We start from the raw sequence: 18,425 nt of genomic DNA on the forward strand, positions 1-18,425 counted from the left end.
GCAATGCTATTGAGTAGAAGGGTGAATTTGATGTCAGAATTTTACCCTATATTAAGCAAACACCACAAGAAGTAGGCGAAATTTGGTTTACAGGCGTTGACATTAGGGTGATTTAAAGTGCCAACTCTCAATCAAAAAGATGAAATTAGGAAGTAACTTTGATAGTATTGATTATGCTAAGTATACTATCACGGCATACTTCAGAAAAATCAGTCTTTGCGAAGAATGCCTACCAAATAGAGCCAGTGAAGGAATGATTTATTTGTGAAGTCACAGGAGGAAGAGCTATTAGATGGACAAGATAAAACTCCCAAACAGAGTTTATCTTGGAATCAAGCACTCTTGGCAACCACAGCGCCATTCCAACAGATTTCCCTCTCACAAGTGCAACAAATTTCTCCTAGTGCTTTAGCATATTTGGGGGATGCAATTTATGAGTTGTATGTTAGAATCTTCTATCTGCTGCCATTGCAGCGGTCAGGAATTTACCATCGTCTGGTAGTGGAGCAGGTAAGAGCGGAAACACAAGCGCTACATTTGCGATCGCTGATTCCTCATCTCAGGGATACCGAATTAGAAATTGTCCGACGGGGTAGAAACGCCGCTACAGGACGCCCTAAGCGACTTAATCCCGAAATTTATCAACAGGCAACTAGTTTAGAAACCTTAGTTGGCTACTTATATCTCACTGATTACCAGCGTCTAACCGAACTGTTGCAAATACTTCATATAGAAAAAGAGTGAAAACTCAATTTCACAGTAGCTACAGCAGCAGATTAGGTTCAAGAAATTGAGGTAATCGAGATTGTCGACCATACGCTATATCCATAACTAAAATGCAGAATAAACCAAGAAAAGTTAATACTTCTAGCGAACCAAATCGTGGACAACCCGTAAAACTTAAAGGTAAGCGTGTTGTTACTAATCCCACTCGTAATCCTCGGAAAATAGATAGCAAACCCACCTCTGTTGCGAATCCGACTCACAACCCCAGGAAAGTAGATGGCAAACCCTCCTCTGTTGCTAATCCGACTCACAACCCCAGGAAAGTAGATGGCAACACCATCTCTGTTGTTAATCCGACTCGCAATCCTCGGAAAATAGATAGCAACCCTAGTTATGGCAACTCCCGACAACGAAATAACAACTTCTCCCAGGCGTCTGTATCTACAGAATCGACAGAAGATAGCGATCTCATCTACGGTCGCCATCCAGTATTGAGTGCGTTGCAAAATCAGCGCAATCTGAACCGTCTCTGGATTACTACCCGTCTGCGCTACGATCCCAGCTTTCACCATTTTCTCTTGCAAGCAAAGGAAAATGGCACAGTGATTGATGAGGTTGAACCCAAGCGTTTAGACCATCTCACCAACGGGGCTAATCACCAAGGTGTGGCGGCACAAATTGCTCCCTACGCCTACATCGAATTACCCGATCTACTGGAAAAAGCCAAATCTGTAACCGATCCCGTAATTGTCGTGGCTGATGGAATTACTGATCCCCACAACTTGGGAGCAATTATTCGTACCGCCGAAGCAATAGGCGCTCAAGGATTGGTGATTCCCCAAAGAAGGGCATCTGGGATCACTTCCACTGTCATGAAAGTGGCAGCAGGTGCTTTAGAAAATTTTGCTGTAGCTAGAGTTGTCAACCTCAGCCGCGCCTTAGAAGAATTAAAAGAAGCTGGCTTTTGGATTTACGGCACCGCTGCAAGTGGGAGCGAACCCGTGCATACAGTCAATTTTACTGGCCCAATCGTTTTGGTAATCGGCTCAGAAGGCGAAGGTCTGGGTATGTTGACTCAACGCTCTTGTGATTTCTTAGTATCGATTCCTCTACAAGGTAAGACTCCCAGCCTCAATGCCTCGGTAGCAGCGGGTATGGCGCTTTATGAAATTTATCGTCAGCGATCGCAAAATACGCTGCACTTAGATAGATTACAAAAAATCTCTTTGAAAAAATAACAGTAACAGAGTATAAAGAAATGTAAAAGATAATAAAGCACGATATCGTTTAACACCCTGTAGCACGTTTATAAATCGGAAAAAACCATGAAAACCATTTGGCGTAACCTCAAGGAAGTGTTAATTAACACATTCGACTACATCGGCTTGGCTTGGTGGGTAGAGATTGTGACGCAGAATCCCCGCTGCACGTACTACTTCGGGCCATTTCTGAATTCTTCTGATGCCAAATTGTCAAGCATTGGATATATAGAAGATTTGGAGACAGAAGGAGCACAGGGAATTGTTGTGCATATCAAACGCTGTAAACCTAATACCTTAACCATCGCTGAAGACTTGGGGGAAAGATTTGACCGCAAAGTACAGCCTGCCTTTGGCGGTCAAATTTAATTTAGGCCAGAGAATGAATAGGACGCAAAGATGTAAAGACATGGAGACACAGATAATTCTTTGACTGCGTTACCAAGTCTTTTTCACTCACCGCGTCACCACATATTCCCTCTCCATTTCTTCTTCGTCAACAGTCAAAATTTTTAACTAATTCTGGGGGTTTAATTCCCCTGCTTTTTCATAGGCAAGTTTTGTGGCTCTTTCTAAATCCCCGTTACAAAACTTAATTACGTTAGCGGTAGCGTTCGCGCAGCGTCTCGTAGAGAGGAAAGAGCGTCCGTAGGAGCGTAATTACGAATTAGTAATTATTATTGACTACCAATTACCTGCGGATGTTCTTCCAGCCAATGGTCAATGTCCCTGAGCATCAGTTGGGGAACTTCCCACGGGAAAAGATGGGCGGTGTTGGGATAGCACTGCCACTGGGAATTTTGGAGGTGTTGAGCAGTTTGTAAGCTGGAATCAGATGTGATGTGGCGGTCTTTTTCACCAGCAAGTACTAAACTAGGACATTGAATTTGTTGCAAATCTAGAAGTCGGTTGTATCCCGATTGAATTGCAGTATAGAGAGCGCGAGTAGCAGCAGGAGAGGTTTGCAAATAAGCTGGCACTGCTTCCTTGGCGATGTAGTTGTAACTGGTAGATGTATGTTGTTGGATTAAGTATCGGAAAAGCGATCGCTTACCAAAAGTTTCAATATTCCATTGCCAACTTGGTTTTATATAGTTAAGTAGGGCAGCAACACCAGTATATAAATTATCCTGCCAAGTTATAGGTGGATGACTGCCACGGGGTTTTGCGGCTGTCGCCACCAAAATCAGCCCAGTAATCCGCTCTGGCAAACGTAATGCCAACTCCATTGCTAGAATGCCGCCAAGTGACCATCCCAATACTAGGCACTTTTCAATCTCCAAGCGGTCTAGCAGCGCTTCTAAATCAGTCAAATGATCATTCATCTCAAAATTGCTATTGCAGCGACTTTTGCCGTATCCACGTAAATCAGGGGCAAAAGTTTTATAGCGTTGTGATAAATGATTGGTAAAGACAGAAAGACTACGACCAGAGCCAGGATGACCGTGTAAGCCCAAAATCGGAAATCCTTGACCTTGGATGTAGACATTCAGGCGTCTAGCAGTAGTACGATTATAGCGATCGCTCATTCCTTACGATTCTCCTGTCTGTCGATACTGCCAATTGCATCGATTGCAGCCTCCAGTGCGATCGCCACATGAGTCCAATGAGTCCCCCCCTGGCAATAAACCACATACGGTTCACGCAAAGGCCCATCGGCTGATAATTCCAAAGTACTCCCTTCAATAAATGTCCCCCCAGCCATGACTACCTTGCTCTCATACCCCGGCATTTCATCTGGAATAGGGTCTAAGTAAGAACCAATGGGAGAATGCTGTTGTATTGCTTTACAGAAAGCAATTAGCTTTTCGGCAGAACCAAGTTTAATCGCCTGAATTACATCTCCACGGGGAGCCAGGGGAGCGGGATTTACTGGATAACCGAGTTGATCAAATACATAACCAGTTAGATAAGTCCCTTTCATCGCCTCTCCCACCATTTGCGGCGCTAGAAATAAGCCTTGGAACAACAGGCGATTTTGGTCAAAAGTAGCACCGCCATAACTCCCGATACCAGGAGCAGTGAGGCGACAGGCAGATGCTTCTACTAAGTCGGCGCGACCGGCAACATAACCGCCAGCGCTGACAATAGTACCACCAGGATTTTTAATCAATGACCCCGCCATTAAATCAGCACCTACGGCTGTAGGTTCCTTTGTTTCAATAAATTCGCCGTAGCAGTTATCCACAAAGCAAACGGTGTTAGGGTTTTGCTGTTTGACTAAGTGAACGATTTTTTCTATATCGGCAACAGATAAACTAGGACGCCAAGAATAGCCACAAGAGCGCTGAATTAAGACTAAACGAGTGTTTTCAGCCACACTAGTACTTAAAGCTTGCCAATCTATAGTTCCTTCTGGGGTTAGCTCCAATTGGCGGTAATTTATGCCAAACTCAATAAGTGAGCCTTGACCTTGACCCCGTAAACCAATGACTTCTTCAAGCGTATCGTAGGGAGAACCGACCACTGCTAACATTTCATCTCCGGGACGGAGAACACCAAACAAAGCACAAGCGATCGCATGAGTTCCCGAAACGAACTGAACTCGCACCGCCGCAGCTTCAGCACCCATAACTTCGGCAAAAACTTTATCTAAAGTTTCTCGTCCTAAATCATCGTGACCATAGCCACTTACACCAGCAAAGTGGTGTGCGCCTACACGGTGATTACGAAAAGCATCCAGCACTCGTTTTAGATTATGCTTGACCTGAGTGTCAATTCCAGAAAAAATTTCTAATAGTGCCTGTTCTGCTTGCCGCAGCTGTTCTAAGCTGTTCATCAGTTCCTCGTTCAAAAAAAATTAAATTATAGATATGCGGATTTTAAGATCCCACATACTAGGCTGGAAAATTCAAATTCAGGTTACTGCATGACAATTGCTACTTCAACCAAACCTCAAATTAACTGGGTTAATACCCTGTTTTTCATTGGACTGCACATCGGCGCTTTATTTGCCTTTGTTCCTGGTAACTTTAGCTGGACGGCAGTTGGTGTGGGTTTCTTGCTGTACTGGGTAACAGGTGGTTTAGGAGTTACTCTAGGATTTCACCGCCTTGTCACCCACCGCAGTTTTCAAACTCCCAAGTGGCTAGAGTATCTCTTGGTTTTCTTCGGCACACTCTCGTGTCAAGGAGGCCCAATTGAGTGGGTCGGGACACATCGCATTCATCATTTAAACTCTGATACTGACACAGATCCCCATGATTCCAATAAAGGCTTCTGGTGGAGCCACATGGGTTGGCTGACTCATTATTGTCCCGCTCACGCTGATGTTCCTCGTTTCACCAAAGACATTGCCGAAGACCCAGTTTATCAGTTTTTAGAAAAATATTTCATTTTGATCCAGGTTGCTCTGGGAGTATTACTTTTGCTTCTGGGTGGCTGGCCGTTTGTTATTTGGGGTATTTTTGTTCGCATTGTCTGGGTTTATCACTGCACTTGGTTGGTGAACAGCGCCACTCACAAATTTGGCTATCAGAGCTATGATTCTGGTGATAAATCGACTAATTGCTGGTGGGTAGCCGTACTAGTTTTCGGTGAAGGCTGGCATAATAACCATCATGCTTTTCAATACTCAGCTCGTCATGGGCTGGAATGGTGGGAAATCGATTTAACCTGGATGACAGTTCAATTGCTACAAGCAGTTGGTCTGGCTACTAATGTAAAGTTGGCCCCAACAAAAACTAGTTAGGAGCTAGGAGCTAGGAGTTTGGAGTTTGGAGTTACGTGAGGGTGTGAATCAGGCGTTGAAATGTTTATGTTGCCGTCGATTTATATGAGACAAGGAGCGTTTCTAATTCACATCAGGCGTGAGTTAAGAATCTAAACTCCTAACTCATCACTCCTCACTCATCACTCCTAACCCTTAACTCCTCACTTTTCAAAAGTTTATTTACGGGTGCGCTTGTGTCGGTTAGGTTGCTATAATCCGAAGCGCTAATATTAAGAAATTTTGCGGCGAGCCACTTTTTGAGTGACTTGGTGTAGGAGTTTGTTGTTTTTCAGGTGTTCATGACTACATCAATAATTAATAGCCAGAAACTAAGTGACGAGCCTGGTAATTCCGACTTCCGGCTCAAAGATATTGTCAAAACCCTGCCACGGGAATGTTTTCAGCAGAGCCGTCGCAAAGCTTGGACACAAGCATTGCTCAGTGTCTTGGCAGTTGCCTTGGGTTATTACAGCTTGATTATCACTCCTTGGTTTCTTTTGCCCCTAGCTTGGATTTTTACGGGCACTGCTTTAACAGGCTTTTTTGTAATTGGCCATGATTGTGGTCACAGGTCTTTTGCCAAACGTCGTTGGGTAAATGATTTGGTGGGGCACTTCTTCATGATGCCGTTAATTTACCCCTTTCACAGTTGGCGCATTAAGCATAATTATCACCATACTCATACCAACAAGCTGGATGAGGACAACGCTTGGCATCCAATCAGACCAGAAGTGTTTGAAAACTGGGATACAACCCGGCAGTCTGCTTTTAAGTTGTTCATGCGTAAACGCCTCTGGTGGGTAGGTTCCATTGGACATTGGGCTGTGGTGCATTTTGATTGGCGGAACTTCAAAACTAAAGACCAATCGAGTATCAAGCTTTCTGTGGCTGTAGTAGTTGTGTTTGCTGCGATCGCTTTCCCGCTTCTGGTCGCTACAACTGGTATCTGGGGATTTGTCAAGTTCTGGCTAGTGCCCTGGATGATTTACCATTTTTGGATGAGTACTTTTACTATTGTTCACCATACTGCCGCAGATGTTCCTTTTGCGACAGCGAACAAGTGGAACGAGGCTCTAGCACAACTATCTGGCACTATTCATTGCGATTATCCGCGTTGGGTAGAAGTCTTGTGTCACGATATCAATGTTCATGTCCCTCATCATATTTCCACAGCTATTCCTTCTTATAATTTGCGGTTAGCTTACAGCAGCATCAAAGAGAATTGGCAGCCTTATCTCCATGATGAGTGTCAGTTTTCTTGGCCTTTAATGAAGCAAATTACAGACCAGTGTCAACTGTACACAACTGATGTTGGTTATAAGACTTTCAACGAACATTACACAGAGCAATAAATAGCGCTGTGATTACACTCACGCTCTTGAACCAACGAGAGCGTTTATCATGCTGTGTTTAAATAGAATCTGGCAATTGTTTAATGACTAAAATTGTTAGGTAAATTGCCAGAAATTATCCTCTTTTGTGTTAGCGATCGCTAGTTTCGTGGGCATTCTAGAGGTGAGATTATTTTGTCTCAAATCAAGTTCCGATTTATATCTAACAAAAGAATCCAGTGCCATTAGATACCATCACATTCAATAATCCTCCTGGCGGCGAAACGTCTGAGGATGCGACTAAATTGCCTTTTACTCTTCAAGATTTAAAAGCTGCAATCCCTGCTGAATGCTTTCAGCCCAATGTGACAAAATCACTTTTTTACTTCTTTCGTGACATCCTGATTATTGGTCTGCTTTATGCAGTTGCTTCTTACCTGGATTCTTGGCTTTTCTTCCCGATTTTCTGGCTAATGCAAGGAACGATGTTTTGGGCTTTGTTTGTAGTCGGACATGACTGCGGACACCAATCTTTTTCTAAGCAAAAATGGCTGAATGATTTGATTGGACATCTTTCTCACACACCAATACTTGTTCCTTATCATGGTTGGCGGATTAGTCACAGAACTCATCACAAAAATACTGGCAATATCGATAACGATGAAAGCTGGTATCCTGTGACCGAATCACAATATAAGGAGATGCCTTTAGCCCAAAAGATCGGCAGGTATTATGTTTTTCTCTTGGCTTATCCTGTGTATTTGTTTAAGCGTTCTCCTAATAAAGAAGGCTCCCACTTTTTGCCCAGTAGTTCTCTTTTCAAGCCATCGGAAAAATGGGATGTCCTCACTAGTACTGTACTTTTGATTGGCATGATAGGTTTACTCGGTTTCCTCACCTACCAATGGGGTTGGATGTGGTTGCTGAAATATTATGCTGTACCCTACCTTGTGTTTATAATTTGGCTCGATTTGGTGACATTTTTGCATCACACTGAGCCAGAGCTTCCCTGGTATCGTGGAGAAGATTGGACTTTCCTGAAAGGCGCGATTTCTAGTATTGACCGTGATTATGGTTTGGTTAATCATATCCATCACGATATTGGTACTCATGTTGCTCACCACATATTCCTTAACATCCCTCACTACAATTTGCTGAAGGCAACTGAGGCAATAAAACCAGTGATGGGTGAGTATTTCCACAAATCCGAAGAACCCATTTGGAAGTCATTATGGAATTCATGTGTCAGCTGCCATTTTGTACCTGATACGGGTAGTAAGGTTTACTACACATCTAACAACAAGTTAGCTAAAGACTAAGATTTAGAATCCCGACTTCTTTAAAGAAGTCGGGATTCTGGTATTTTCGTCAGTGCTGATCACATTAAAGATTACTTAAATACCTGAGTACAACCTAACTTTTGAGGTGCATTGGCGTAACCCGCCGCAGGCATCGCATATTACATTATTAGTACTTCTAACTTTGTCAGTATTTGAGCGTCCTGAGCCTGTGTTAAATCTCAACTTACTGACTGCAAGGTTATTAAAATACAGAGGTAAAATAAAATATAGATAGATGACGTTCGCGGATCTTTTCCCCTATCCTGACAAAAAGATTTATTTTCTCCAGACTCTTGCTGTCTTGGTGGGTAAAGATTAACATATTTGTGGACAGAGGCAACATCTCGTTAAACCATCCCTGGGAAAAGTGACAAACTCTTGGGCTGTCTACTTTGAATTTTATTCAGCGCCAGTTAAGTTTATCTGCATGTAGTGACTTAAGACCATTACCTGCTGGGTTTGTAAATCAGCACATACTATACTATAGAGAATTTACCCAAAAATTTTTCTAGCTTTAAAATCAGAGGTATCAATGATTATAACTAATTTTAGCAAACAAAGAAATGAATTTAAGGAATCTAAAGTACTCAAAGCTAAACCCCATTGGCAAGGGCAGAATTTGAGCGATACTGCTGTCAAAGGTAAAGATACCAAGATGCGAGATCCTGCACCTGATAGTTTGATTTTTAATAGTTTAAATCGTGGTCGAGTTGCTATTTTTATTGATGGCTTAAGTCTGTTTCATACAGCTTTGCAACTGGGCATAGAAATTGACTATGTTAAATTGCTTTGTCATTTAACCAACGGTTCAAGACTGTTGCGTGCTTTCTTCTATACTGGGGTTGATCTCAGCAATGAAAAGCAACAGGGCTTTTTGTTGTGGATGCGTCGTAATGGCTATCGTGTAGTGGCAAAAGAGCTTGTCCTGGCAGCAGAGAATTTCAAAAAATCAAATCTAAATGTAGAAATTGCTGTAGATATGATAACTTTAGCTCCTTATTATGATACTGCGGTTTTAGTCAGTGGGGATGGAGATTTAGCTTATGCTGTAAACGCTGTCAGCAGAATGGGTGTTCGAGTGGAAGTGGTGAGTCTGCAAACAACGACTAGTGAAAGTTTGATTGATGTTGCCGACTGCTTTATTGACCTCGATAGTATTAAAACACACATTCAAAAAGATTCTAATCTTGGCTATAGTTATCGAACAGCGTCAAATTCAAACCTTTAATTAATAACGAAGATGTAGTGATACAAAGAGGCATTCAAAGAAGATGCGTCTTTGTGTCTTCTTCAGTCTTTCCATTTTGCTCAACCTGAATTTAAATGGATATTTTAATAGTTGAAGATGAACCAGAAATTTCTCATTTAATCGAACTCTCTTTACAAAAAGAAGGATTTTTTTGTCGCATTAGCCGCGATGGTCTGAATGCTTTGCAGATGTTTCAGGATCAACCACCTGATTTAATCATTCTAGATTTAATGATTCCGGGTTTGGATGGGTTGGAAGTTTGTGCCAGAATTCGCCAGAAACCAGGTGCAAAAGATCCTTACATTTTGATGCTCACGGCTAAGGGTGAAGAAATCGATCGCGTCATTGGTTTGTCTACTGGTGCTGATGATTACATGGTAAAACCCTTTAGCCCCAGAGAATTGGTAGCTAGAGTGCGGGCACTATTAAGGCGTAGCCTCCGCCAAGGAGGACAACATCAAATCAATCGTACCCAACATTTTATTGTCGATGTAGACCAGCGCACTGCCAGTCGCCAGATGAATTCTCAGGAAGTTGAAATTTTGGACTTAACTACCCTAGAATTTAATTTGCTAACCACCTTTGTCAGCAATCCTGGTCGAGTTTGGAATCGCACCCAACTAATTGATAAACTTTGGGGAGATAACTTTTTTGGCGATGAACGAGTGGTGGATACTCATGTAGCTCGGTTGCGAAAAAAGATTGAACCTGATCCGGCCAATCCCACTTTTATTAAAACTGTTGTTGGGGTGGGCTATAAATTTGAAGATCCTCTGGTGGCGTAAATCTTATGAAGATGGGGCTGAGAGGACGCCTATTTTTCTCCCACTTAGTAGTAATGATCGTGGGAGTAGCGAGTCTGGTGAGCATCAGTAAAATCTCTTCCCCCCACTTGTTTGTCTTGCATTTGGAACGATTAGAAAACCGGGGATTCGACTTAATCAATATCCGCACTGAATTGGTTACAGGATTTGAATTTGCTTGGCAACGAAGCACTATTTGGTCAGTCTTAGTGGGCACAACCGCCGCCGGAGGATTGAGTTTCTGGGTATCCAGACGGATTATGCAGCGGTTGACTGAGATGGAACAAATCACCCAAAAATTTGCTGCTGGTCAGATGGATGCACGACTACCTGTATCTGACATTCCTGAACTCAGTGGACTGAGTGCTAGTTTCAACCGGATGGCAGCCAGTTTAGAAGGGGTTGAAGCGCGGCGGCGAGAAGTGATTGGAGATATGACCCATGAATTACGAACACCGTTAACCGTGATGCGCGGTTACTTGGAAGAACTGGCTGATGGTGAAATTGAAGCGTCTCCTGAAATCTATCGGCGTTTAGCTAAAGAAACTAGGCGCTTAGAACGGTTGGTGAATGATTTACAAGAACTATCTAAGGCAGAAGCAGGTTATTTGCCAATTAATATCCAACGGGTAAATCTGCGTCCGTTGTTAGAGTCATTAGTGGAGAAATTTACCGACCAACTGCTGGAAGATGGGCCAGTTCTGCTCTTAAAATGTCCATCTATCCTACCTTCTGTATTGGCAGATGTTGACCGTACAGAACAGGTGTTGGTTAATCTGCTAGGTAATGCAGTGCGTTACACTAACGAAGGTTCAATTACCATTAGTGTTGGGACTGAAGCATCTCAACTGTGGATTGCAGTTGTGGATACAGGCATTGGTATTGCTCCAGAAAATTTGCCTCATGTGTTTGAACGCTTCTGGCGAGCCGACCAATCGCGCGATCGCCATTCGGGAGGTACTGGTATTGGTTTAACTATTTCCCGTCGTTTGATTGAACTACAAGGCGGTCAAATTCAGGTAGAAAGCGAATTGGGAGTTGGTAGTACGTTTCGGTTTTTTCTACCTTTGGCTTGAGTGAGGGTGAAGAAGGCAGGAGGCAGGAGGCAGGAGGTAGGAGGTAGGGGTTGAAATTTATCTGTTGTCTCTCAAACCCATTTAATTCCAAGCTACCAAATTAGAGATTTGCTGCTCTTGACTTAAAGCCTTGAGATACAAGGTATTGACATAAGGTAGTCATGGCTATGTCATAGCCAATTGCTAATTTGAAACTATCCAAAATCTTGGTTTGTTGATGAATGCCGAGATTTTGGAAGTGCGTAGAGTGTAATAATTATGTCTACTTTTGTCCTGGCTGCTTTTTTGGTTAGTTTACTCAGTGTTTCGGGTTACGCTGCGATCGCCTACTTGTTCCCTCAAAATCGCTCATTAAAATAATTCGTAATGACGCTCCTGCGTCGCTACCGCTTCGCTAACGTAATTCGTAATTCGTAGTTAAGAATTGAATTACGAACTTGTACTGAGCGTAGCCGTTGGCGCAGCCTCTCGTAGAGAAGTATTAGTAATTAGTTAATTTCCTTTCTCAATAATTCTGGAATCTGAGAAGGGCGTTCAGCTACCGGAACTTGCGCTTCTTTGAAAGCAGCTAATTTACTTTGGGCTGTGCCAAAATTAGGATCGCGTCCGATAACCGTTGCTAAAGTCCCAGTTTGACGCCAAGTTTTTCCTGGTGGTGCTTGTCGGCCGGCAATGTAGGCAATTACTGGTTTATCAATTGCTTCAGTAATGTATCGGGCTGCTGCTTCTTCACTACCACCACCAGGTTGACCGACTAAAACGATCGCCTGTGTGGTTTCATCCTCATCGAGAATTTGCAGCCATTGCAGAAATGAGGAACCAACGATCGCATCACTACCAATACTGACACTAATCGATTGTCCTAAACCTGCTTTTGTTAATTCGTAGGCGATTTCGTAAGTAAGAGTACTGCTACGACTAACGATCCCCACTGTCCCAGGGGTATAAAATTCACTAGGTTGAGTCCCTAAGAGAATTTTTCCCGGTACAATGATCCCCGGACTATTTGGCCCGATTACCAAAGTTTCACAGGCTTCGGCTTTGCGGAGTAATTGCACCATATCCAAAGGCGGCACGCCAGCGGTGATAATAATGATCTGGCGAATATTAGATGCGATCGCTTCTAATGCCGCATCTAACACGTCGTAAGGATCTACACAAATAATCGTCGTGTCAATTGCCCCAAATTGTTCTATTACTTCCTCTACTAAATCAAATACTGGCAGTCCATGCAATTCCTGTCCGCCGCATCCAGGATTGACACCAGCTACTAAATTTGTGCCATAAGCTTTCATTTGAGCAACATGAGTGCTTGATATAAATTCACAAAAGCCTTGAATTAAGACTTTACTTTCTGGCGTTAGGTTCATAAAAAATTACCGTAAGTTTGGCAACCCAGTGCCTAAAAGCACTTGGCATAGAAACGACACTTTCACAGTGTTGTATTGATTCAATTTTTACTGAAATTCCAAAAACCATTCTTGAGGTTGAGTATTCCAAAAGTGGTAAAATCCGCTTCTAGCTAGGAATATTCAGTTTGAATGTACTATATAATTTAATCCCAGGAAGCAAAGCTGTACTTGGTTTCAGCATCAAATTCAAAAATTTATGCCCTGCGGTCAAAATTATTAATTTTTGATTTTTGAATTGAAAAAAAATGACATTCACTACTTCTTATTAACCGTTGGTTTAGCAAGAAGAACTGCCGCCGCCACTGCCTCATCTAAATTTTCTACCACGAGGAGCGCATCAGTGTGGGTTTTTAGTGTTGCTAAATATTTTCTAGCAGCCTTAAATTCAGAACCAGCAAGACGGACAACCAAGGGTGTAAAATTTCGCTCTCGGCTATTTTTACTGCCATTAGAATGTACAACCTGTGATTGAAGTTCGCTATTTTCCTGCTGCACAAATCTGGCTATAACTTCAGTCACTTCCTCAATTTGAGGAATGCTACCCAGAAAGTTAATTAGTATTACTTGAATACTTTTGTCAGCCTCCAGGATTTTTAGACTTGTCTCCAAGCGATCGCGGAAGGTAGTTGGTGTAGTATCTGTAAGGAAAGCATGACGTAGATTCAAACAAACGCCTGGATTGCCACCAGCATTAGCAACTAAATCTAAAGTTGCCATCACTGAACCAGTACCATTACCTAAAATACCGATTTTTCCGTGCATCTTTACACCATTCCAGTTGCCTAAAATACTGTTGATTTCAGTACTGCTATGACGACTGATAATTTTTGCCGCCATCTCGGCGAGATCGGGATGACGCTTGATCGCCCGTTCGTTGACCCTGACTTTACCATTAAGAGCCATAACTTGACTAGTAGCGCTGACTGCCAAGGGATTAATTTCGACTAAATCTAGGTCTTTTTGGATAAATAACTGGTACATTTTTTCCACAACGCTGCTTACCGACTGCATCAGCGTTCCTTGCAAACCCATTTTTAAAGCCAATCGTCGGGCATAAAATGGCGAGAATTCTTGTTCTACGACAACATGGTGCATTCTTTCCCCAGCGGATTCCCAATCGATGTCTGCTTCTTTGCAACCTAAAAGTACTGGTCGGCAGACAGCGGTATCTAAAACTACTGCGAGATAAAATTCTTGGTTGGCGTCGTATTTAGATTCTGCCAGCACAACTTCCGGCAATTCGCCCCATATTGGTAAACTAAAGATATTTTGAGCAGCTGCGATCGCATCGATAGTCGTTTGGGCAAACCTGACTCCACCTGCTTTTGCCCGTTCTGCACCATGTACTTGAGATTTCAGTACAATTGGAAAGCGAATTTTTAAACGTTTCAAATCTGTAGGATGATCAATTCGTTGGGAAGGCAATACCGGAATGCCTATCTTCCCAAACCATTCTTTAACTTGGTACTCTAATAAATCCATTGATACACCTTAGTATTGACACTTTCCAAGCTTTTGGTTATTGCTGTCTTAATATTTTGCAGCACCCTTATTACATAATTAAGCTTTTGGCAGCTATAAAAACTTATTTTTCACGGATCAACTTTATCGAATTCAGCAAATGAGGTACATTAATTTCGATAGCCAACCTGTTTGTGCCAGAGCCACAACACTTAATTAATCTCTTCAGTAGGTTTCCCAGCATAGAAGATAACTAGCATTTCTGTCAAAACCCTCTGACATAGCATCATTTTCTTAACCTCTGGATAATTTGGTAACAACTGCTTTGCAACTAGAATTTTGCAAAGCAGTTGCTTCTGTGAATTTTATTATCGCGAAATAATGCAGTGATAATACTCAAAAATTCTATTATTCCCATTTTTTATTTGTAATTTATACCTGAAGACAGATTATTTAATTTTGCATCTAGCGCTATGAAAATGTAGCGATGCAAACAATAACTGCTTTTTAATTTTTGGTGAAAAGTCAGAATTTGTGTTAGAAAGTTGGTCGTTCAGATTTTCAGGCTGTGGTTGGTTAAACTGTGCATTTGCATTCAATAAACCGAGAAAGTTCGTTTCATCCTCTTAAAAATAATCAAAACAATATAGAAATTCAGCGGGAAAGCTGTATGAAAGTAGCAGTCCAGCAGGAAGATTTGCAGCTTTTAGCCAAAACTTTGCAGGAACAATTACTTGTAGAAGTCTCAACGGCTGAAGTCTTCGAGGTTAAGTGTGCCGTCAATAAAGACGAGTTAATGATTTTAACGCAACACGCATCAGATGTAATAGTTGATGCTCAACTAATTTTTGCAGTCATTGAGGAAGTACTTCAGTCTCTAGCACCCCGCAAAGAGCAGCGAGTGCAATGTTTCCTCAGAGTTTTTGGTGAACAACTCCCTTATGCCAAATGCTTCGTAGCTCTGAAGCAGACGGAGGAATGGGGGGATAGGGAGATGGGGAGATGGGGAGATGGGGGAGTAGGAGAAGATGAGGAAGCAATATCTTATTCATCCTCATCGGCTCTGACATATTTTCCATCAATCGATGAGACTGAAGAAGAGGAACTGTTTGATCCGTTTGCAGATGTGCCGAATTTGTCGGCTTCAAGGCCAGGATTCCAAGTCAAACCTGTACTACTGGGTGCAGTGTTGGTGGGAATTGTCGTTTTAGGTAGTGGTACTTACTTGTTGACTCGCCCTTGTGTGATGTCTGAGTGTAAAGAAATACAAAATGCTGCACAATTAAAAACAAAATCTCCGCAACTGATGCGCCGCGCCAAGTCTGAAAAAGAATTAGTTGCTGTACAACAGAAACTTGCAGCAGCCAGTGCGGCCCTGAATGTAATTCCTAGTTGGTCGCCCCGTCACCAGATGTCAGAAGAACTAAAAGTAAGTTTGTCTGGGCGGTCAGAAAAAATCAACCAGGTGGTCAAGGCTTTGCAGACAGCATCTTTGGCGATACAAAAAGTTCAAACTCCTGCATCTAGTCTAGAGGAATTACAGGCTAGACAACACTTATGGCGACAGGCTATAGCCCCACTAGAAGCTGTAAGTTCCAGTAGTGAACTCTATGGACTGGTACAGGGTAAATTACTTAATTATCGTGTCCGTTTGCACGCTGTAAATCAGCAGATAGCTACTGAGGAAAAATGGCTGAAAAAAATAACAGCAGCAAAAGCTGTTGCTGTTGCAGCCGAAAAGCGGGAAGCTACTGCTAAATCTTTGAATGACTGGCAAAAGGTGCAGTCTACTTGGCTGGTGGTAGTTAATACCTTGAATACCATTCCCCGGACTAGTGCTGGATACCAAGATGCCCAAAAGCTGATGGTAGATTATAAACCTAAGTTAGTAGTAGCACGCGATCGCGCTACTAAAGAACGATTAGCTGTTAAAAGCTACCAACAAGCCCTTAGCACCGCCAACCAAGCCAAAGTATATCAGCAACAAAACCAATGGCAAGCTGCGGCGACCTACTGGGATCAGGCTTTGCAAACTGCTAAACAGATTTCGGAAGATAGCTTGTACTACACTCAGGCTCAGTCTCTCATCGAACCCTACTCAGCAGCCCTCAAGCAAGCACAAGAAAAAGTACAAGTTGTTAGTAGTTTCCAACAAACCCGCACTGACTTAGATAAAACCTGTATTAATGGAATTCGGATTTGCACTTTTAGCATGGACAATGCAGGAATTATTGTCCGGCTAACCCCTGAGTATGACCAAATCAGGCAAAATAACTTGGCTAATCCTTATTCTGAGAACTCGGATACTGCTGTTGACGTTACCAATCACTTGCAAATCTTACGGGAAGCCTTAGCTGTAATTAGTGACAATGCCAATGTGTCCCTTTTTCTCTATGATTCTCAAGGTCAGGTAATTTATACACGGACTTTAGGCGGGTAAGTAAAAAAGTTAGGAATTAGGAGTGAGGAGTTAGGAATAGATTCGCTCTTTGTATAAAATTCAGGTGTCGGTGCGTTGGCATAGCCCACCGTAACCCTACGGGGAAGCAAGCTATGCGTAGCGTCTCGCAGAGAAGGTATTGCTTGTTTTACTCAATCCTCTTGAGTGAACATCGGTCAGTAGCCAGATTCATCAACGCTTTAAGGAAATCCGGCAGAAATATATGAAGTTTTGTTACGTAATGCGTAATTATAACTAGCCAAGCTGAAGTGATAATTATGGGAGTTCGCAAGAGCTTTAGAAACCGAATGCTTTCGTGCCACTCTAGACTCTGTATCCTTAATTCCTTCGTTGCCAAACTGTACTAATCAAAGTCACGTTAATTTAGTACATCACAAAATAAGTTCACACATTTACCAGTCTGCAAGGAGAGCAAAATTCATGGAATCTCAAAACATACAACAGTTAACAAATGATATTCAGAACGAAGCCAGTAATAGCTTGAATAAGTCGCAATCTGAAGTTGCAGTCCAAAATGATAGCGGATTAGGAGATAATTCTCAAGAATTGCAAAGTAGTATAGACATTAATAAAACTGAATTGAATGATGTTGTTGGAGAGAAAGAGGTTGAGCATTTTGCTGAAGGAATTCCACCTATGAAAAAAAAGCTACAGCAGACTTGCTGGGTGGATGAAGATGGTAATAGGGTGTGTATCTAAATCTTAACAAGATTGTCAATTTAATTATTATGATCTTAATTAAGTTGAGTTAAAAAGTAATAACGTTGTTTTTAGTTGTGTGTAATACCAGTTTTTCTTAGGGGGTACAACATTATTGTACCCTAACTAAGTATTGTTTAAAAATGTGCGCCTTTATAAATTTAGGTAAACAGTAAAATGTAGATTACTATTTTCGATATATCCTATCTAGGATTGGTACAGGTTCACTGCTGTTCAATGACTATCACTTAATTTGAAAAGGTACAATGCAAGTATGAGTAATCTTTTGTGCTGGGTTAAAGGTTTAGGAGTCGTAATATTTGGTGCAATAGCTTTCTCTGGAAACTCTGCTATTGCCAAAATTAACCAGGATACTACTCTACCTAATAATGACTTGAATACATCTAACTTCAGTACGGTGCTTGAAAAGCATAATATCTCAGGAGATAATGCCCTGAAATTTAATTACAGTATCGACCAAATTCAAATTCAAGATAGAAATGCCATAGAGAAGCAAAAAGTTCAGAATTTTGCAGAAGTATTTCACTTTAAACTCGCGGAGACTTGCTGGATAGATGATGACGGTAATATGGTGTGTAAGCCTTAACAGTATTGTCAAATTAATTTTTCTCATCTTAATAAGTTGAAATGAGAGTTAATAGCGCCATTTTTAATTGTGTGAAACACAGTTTTAAAAAAGGGGCACAACACTTTTTTGTGCCCTAACTGTATATTGTTTCCAAATGTTAAACGCCATAAGGTTTGGTAAATGGCAAAACGCAAATTACTGATTACATTCCGATGCACTCTAAATTATCGCAAGTTAATACAGGTTGAGCGTTACTCGTCACTATAGTTCAACAATTAATGTTTTTTATAGCGGTATAATATCAAAC

Annotated in this window: 17 protein-coding genes; 12 read left to right on the forward strand and 5 right to left on the reverse strand. The window is 41.9% G+C overall.

Annotated elements, in window-relative coordinates; all coding sequences use genetic code 11:
• The first annotated feature begins 264 nt into the window (after nt 1-264).
• The 3 genes from ABF638_RS12370 to ABF638_RS12380 all read left to right on the forward strand — a co-directional run bounded on the left by ABF638_RS12370 (nt 265) and on the right by ABF638_RS12380 (nt 2,354).
• The gene (locus tag ABF638_RS12370) at nt 265-744 is read left to right on the forward strand and encodes a Mini-ribonuclease 3 (protein WP_069071246.1); all 480 of its coding nucleotides are present in this window, start codon (nt 265-267) and stop codon (nt 742-744) included.
• Nucleotides 745-836: 92 nt separating this feature from the next.
• Entirely contained in the window at nt 837-1,964 is a 1,128-nt protein-coding gene (gene rlmB, locus ABF638_RS12375) for a 23S rRNA (guanosine(2251)-2'-O)-methyltransferase RlmB (protein ID WP_435023003.1), read from the forward strand.
• Nucleotides 1,965-2,051: 87 nt separating this feature from the next.
• Complete coding sequence (locus ABF638_RS12380; RefSeq protein WP_181929125.1) at nt 2,052-2,354, forward strand: DUF1816 domain-containing protein; 303 nt, start codon at nt 2,052-2,054, stop codon at nt 2,352-2,354.
• 308 nt (nt 2,355-2,662) lie between these two features.
• Here the strand turns inward: ABF638_RS12380 and ABF638_RS12385 are convergent, their stop codons facing one another.
• Nucleotides 2,663-3,514 carry an alpha/beta fold hydrolase gene (locus ABF638_RS12385; protein ID WP_435023004.1) on the reverse strand — a complete coding sequence of 284 codons (852 nt, stop codon included), beginning with the start codon at nt 3,512-3,514 and terminating at the stop codon, nt 2,663-2,665.
• Nucleotides 3,511-4,764 carry an aminotransferase class I/II-fold pyridoxal phosphate-dependent enzyme gene (locus ABF638_RS12390; protein ID WP_435023005.1) on the reverse strand — a complete coding sequence of 418 codons (1,254 nt, stop codon included), beginning with the start codon at nt 4,762-4,764 and terminating at the stop codon, nt 3,511-3,513. The genes ABF638_RS12385 and ABF638_RS12390 overlap by 4 nt, the downstream gene beginning before the upstream one ends.
• Before the next feature lie 90 nt (nt 4,765-4,854).
• Between ABF638_RS12390 and ABF638_RS12395 the strand changes: the two genes are divergently transcribed.
• Nucleotides 4,855-5,676, forward strand: coding sequence for an acyl-CoA desaturase (locus ABF638_RS12395; protein ID WP_435023006.1), 822 nt, complete (start codon nt 4,855-4,857; stop codon nt 5,674-5,676).
• Between the two features lie 320 nt (nt 5,677-5,996).
• Nucleotides 5,997-7,049 (forward strand): fatty acid desaturase, encoded by a 1,053-nt coding sequence (locus ABF638_RS12400; protein WP_435023007.1) that lies wholly within the window; start codon nt 5,997-5,999, stop codon nt 7,047-7,049.
• Between the two features lie 96 nt (nt 7,050-7,145).
• Here ABF638_RS12400 and ABF638_RS12405 read toward each other — a convergent pair whose 3' ends face one another.
• Nucleotides 7,146-7,274: a hypothetical protein gene (locus ABF638_RS12405; RefSeq protein WP_257798020.1), complete on the reverse strand. Its 129-nt coding sequence runs from the start codon at nt 7,272-7,274 to the stop codon at nt 7,146-7,148.
• Between ABF638_RS12405 and ABF638_RS12410 the strand changes: the two genes are divergently transcribed.
• From ABF638_RS12410 to ABF638_RS12425, 4 genes are all read left to right on the forward strand, one after another.
• Complete coding sequence (locus ABF638_RS12410; protein WP_435023008.1) at nt 7,268-8,347, forward strand: fatty acid desaturase; 1,080 nt, start codon at nt 7,268-7,270, stop codon at nt 8,345-8,347. The two genes, ABF638_RS12405 and ABF638_RS12410, sit on opposite strands and share 7 nt — an antisense overlap.
• A 553-nt stretch (nt 8,348-8,900) precedes the next feature.
• Nucleotides 8,901-9,596 (forward strand): NYN domain-containing protein, encoded by a 696-nt coding sequence (locus ABF638_RS12415; RefSeq protein ID WP_435023009.1) that lies wholly within the window; start codon nt 8,901-8,903, stop codon nt 9,594-9,596.
• A gap of 95 nt (nt 9,597-9,691) precedes the next feature.
• Entirely contained in the window at nt 9,692-10,402 is a 711-nt protein-coding gene (locus ABF638_RS12420; RefSeq protein ID WP_435023010.1) for a response regulator, read from the forward strand.
• 5 nt (nt 10,403-10,407) lie between these two features.
• Nucleotides 10,408-11,496: a sensor histidine kinase gene (locus ABF638_RS12425; RefSeq protein ID WP_435023011.1), complete on the forward strand. Its 1,089-nt coding sequence runs from the start codon at nt 10,408-10,410 to the stop codon at nt 11,494-11,496.
• 488 nt (nt 11,497-11,984) lie between these two features.
• On the opposite strand, the gene ABF638_RS12430 is transcribed toward ABF638_RS12425, so the two are convergent.
• Together ABF638_RS12430 and ABF638_RS12435 are read right to left on the reverse strand one after the other, a co-directional pair.
• Nucleotides 11,985-12,866 (reverse strand): succinate--CoA ligase subunit alpha, encoded by an 882-nt coding sequence (locus ABF638_RS12430; RefSeq protein WP_435023012.1) that lies wholly within the window; start codon nt 12,864-12,866, stop codon nt 11,985-11,987.
• A gap of 297 nt (nt 12,867-13,163) precedes the next feature.
• Nucleotides 13,164-14,390, reverse strand: a complete 1,227-nt coding sequence (locus ABF638_RS12435; protein WP_435023013.1) for an ATP-grasp domain-containing protein — start codon at nt 14,388-14,390, stop codon at nt 13,164-13,166.
• Between the two features lie 649 nt (nt 14,391-15,039).
• Here ABF638_RS12435 and ABF638_RS12440 point away from each other — a divergent pair.
• The 3 genes from ABF638_RS12440 (at nt 15,040) to ABF638_RS12450 (ending at nt 18,136) form a co-directional block, all read left to right on the forward strand.
• Nucleotides 15,040-16,809: a hypothetical protein gene (locus ABF638_RS12440; protein ID WP_435023014.1), complete on the forward strand. Its 1,770-nt coding sequence runs from the start codon at nt 15,040-15,042 to the stop codon at nt 16,807-16,809.
• A gap of 441 nt (nt 16,810-17,250) precedes the next feature.
• Nucleotides 17,251-17,529 (forward strand): hypothetical protein, encoded by a 279-nt coding sequence (locus ABF638_RS12445; RefSeq protein WP_435023015.1) that lies wholly within the window; start codon nt 17,251-17,253, stop codon nt 17,527-17,529.
• Between the two features lie 274 nt (nt 17,530-17,803).
• Nucleotides 17,804-18,136: a hypothetical protein gene (locus ABF638_RS12450; protein ID WP_435023016.1), complete on the forward strand. Its 333-nt coding sequence runs from the start codon at nt 17,804-17,806 to the stop codon at nt 18,134-18,136.
• Nucleotides 18,137-18,425: the final 289 nt, after the last annotated feature.

The sequence above is a fragment of the Nostoc sp. CALU 1950 genome (assembly GCF_051172895.1).
Classification (GTDB): Bacteria; Cyanobacteriota; Cyanobacteriia; order Cyanobacteriales; family Nostocaceae; genus Nostoc; species Nostoc edaphicum_A.

Excerpts from the sequence above, each read along its gene's own strand:
- rlmB (WP_435023003.1), top strand. The coding sequence starts at position 837 with ATGCAGAATAAACCAAGAAAAGTTAATACTTCTAGCGAACCAAATCGT.
- ABF638_RS12380 (WP_181929125.1), top strand. The coding sequence starts at position 2,052 with ATGAAAACCATTTGGCGTAACCTCAAGGAAGTGTTAATTAACACATTC.
- ABF638_RS12385 (WP_435023004.1), bottom strand. The coding sequence starts at position 3,514 with ATGAGCGATCGCTATAATCGTACTACTGCTAGACGCCTGAATGTCTAC.
- ABF638_RS12390 (WP_435023005.1), bottom strand. The coding sequence starts at position 4,764 with ATGAACAGCTTAGAACAGCTGCGGCAAGCAGAACAGGCACTATTAGAA.
- ABF638_RS12395 (WP_435023006.1), top strand. The coding sequence starts at position 4,855 with ATGACAATTGCTACTTCAACCAAACCTCAAATTAACTGGGTTAATACC.
- ABF638_RS12400 (WP_435023007.1), top strand. The coding sequence starts at position 5,997 with ATGACTACATCAATAATTAATAGCCAGAAACTAAGTGACGAGCCTGGT.
- ABF638_RS12405 (WP_257798020.1), bottom strand. The coding sequence starts at position 7,274 with ATGGCACTGGATTCTTTTGTTAGATATAAATCGGAACTTGATTTGAGA.
- ABF638_RS12415 (WP_435023009.1), top strand. The coding sequence starts at position 8,901 with ATGATTATAACTAATTTTAGCAAACAAAGAAATGAATTTAAGGAATCT.
- ABF638_RS12420 (WP_435023010.1), top strand. The coding sequence starts at position 9,692 with ATGGATATTTTAATAGTTGAAGATGAACCAGAAATTTCTCATTTAATC.
- ABF638_RS12425 (WP_435023011.1), top strand. The coding sequence starts at position 10,408 with ATGAAGATGGGGCTGAGAGGACGCCTATTTTTCTCCCACTTAGTAGTA.
- ABF638_RS12430 (WP_435023012.1), bottom strand. The coding sequence starts at position 12,866 with ATGAACCTAACGCCAGAAAGTAAAGTCTTAATTCAAGGCTTTTGTGAA.
- ABF638_RS12435 (WP_435023013.1), bottom strand. The coding sequence starts at position 14,390 with ATGGATTTATTAGAGTACCAAGTTAAAGAATGGTTTGGGAAGATAGGC.
- ABF638_RS12440 (WP_435023014.1), top strand. The coding sequence starts at position 15,040 with ATGAAAGTAGCAGTCCAGCAGGAAGATTTGCAGCTTTTAGCCAAAACT.
- ABF638_RS12445 (WP_435023015.1), top strand. The coding sequence starts at position 17,251 with ATGGAATCTCAAAACATACAACAGTTAACAAATGATATTCAGAACGAA.
- ABF638_RS12450 (WP_435023016.1), top strand. The coding sequence starts at position 17,804 with ATGAGTAATCTTTTGTGCTGGGTTAAAGGTTTAGGAGTCGTAATATTT.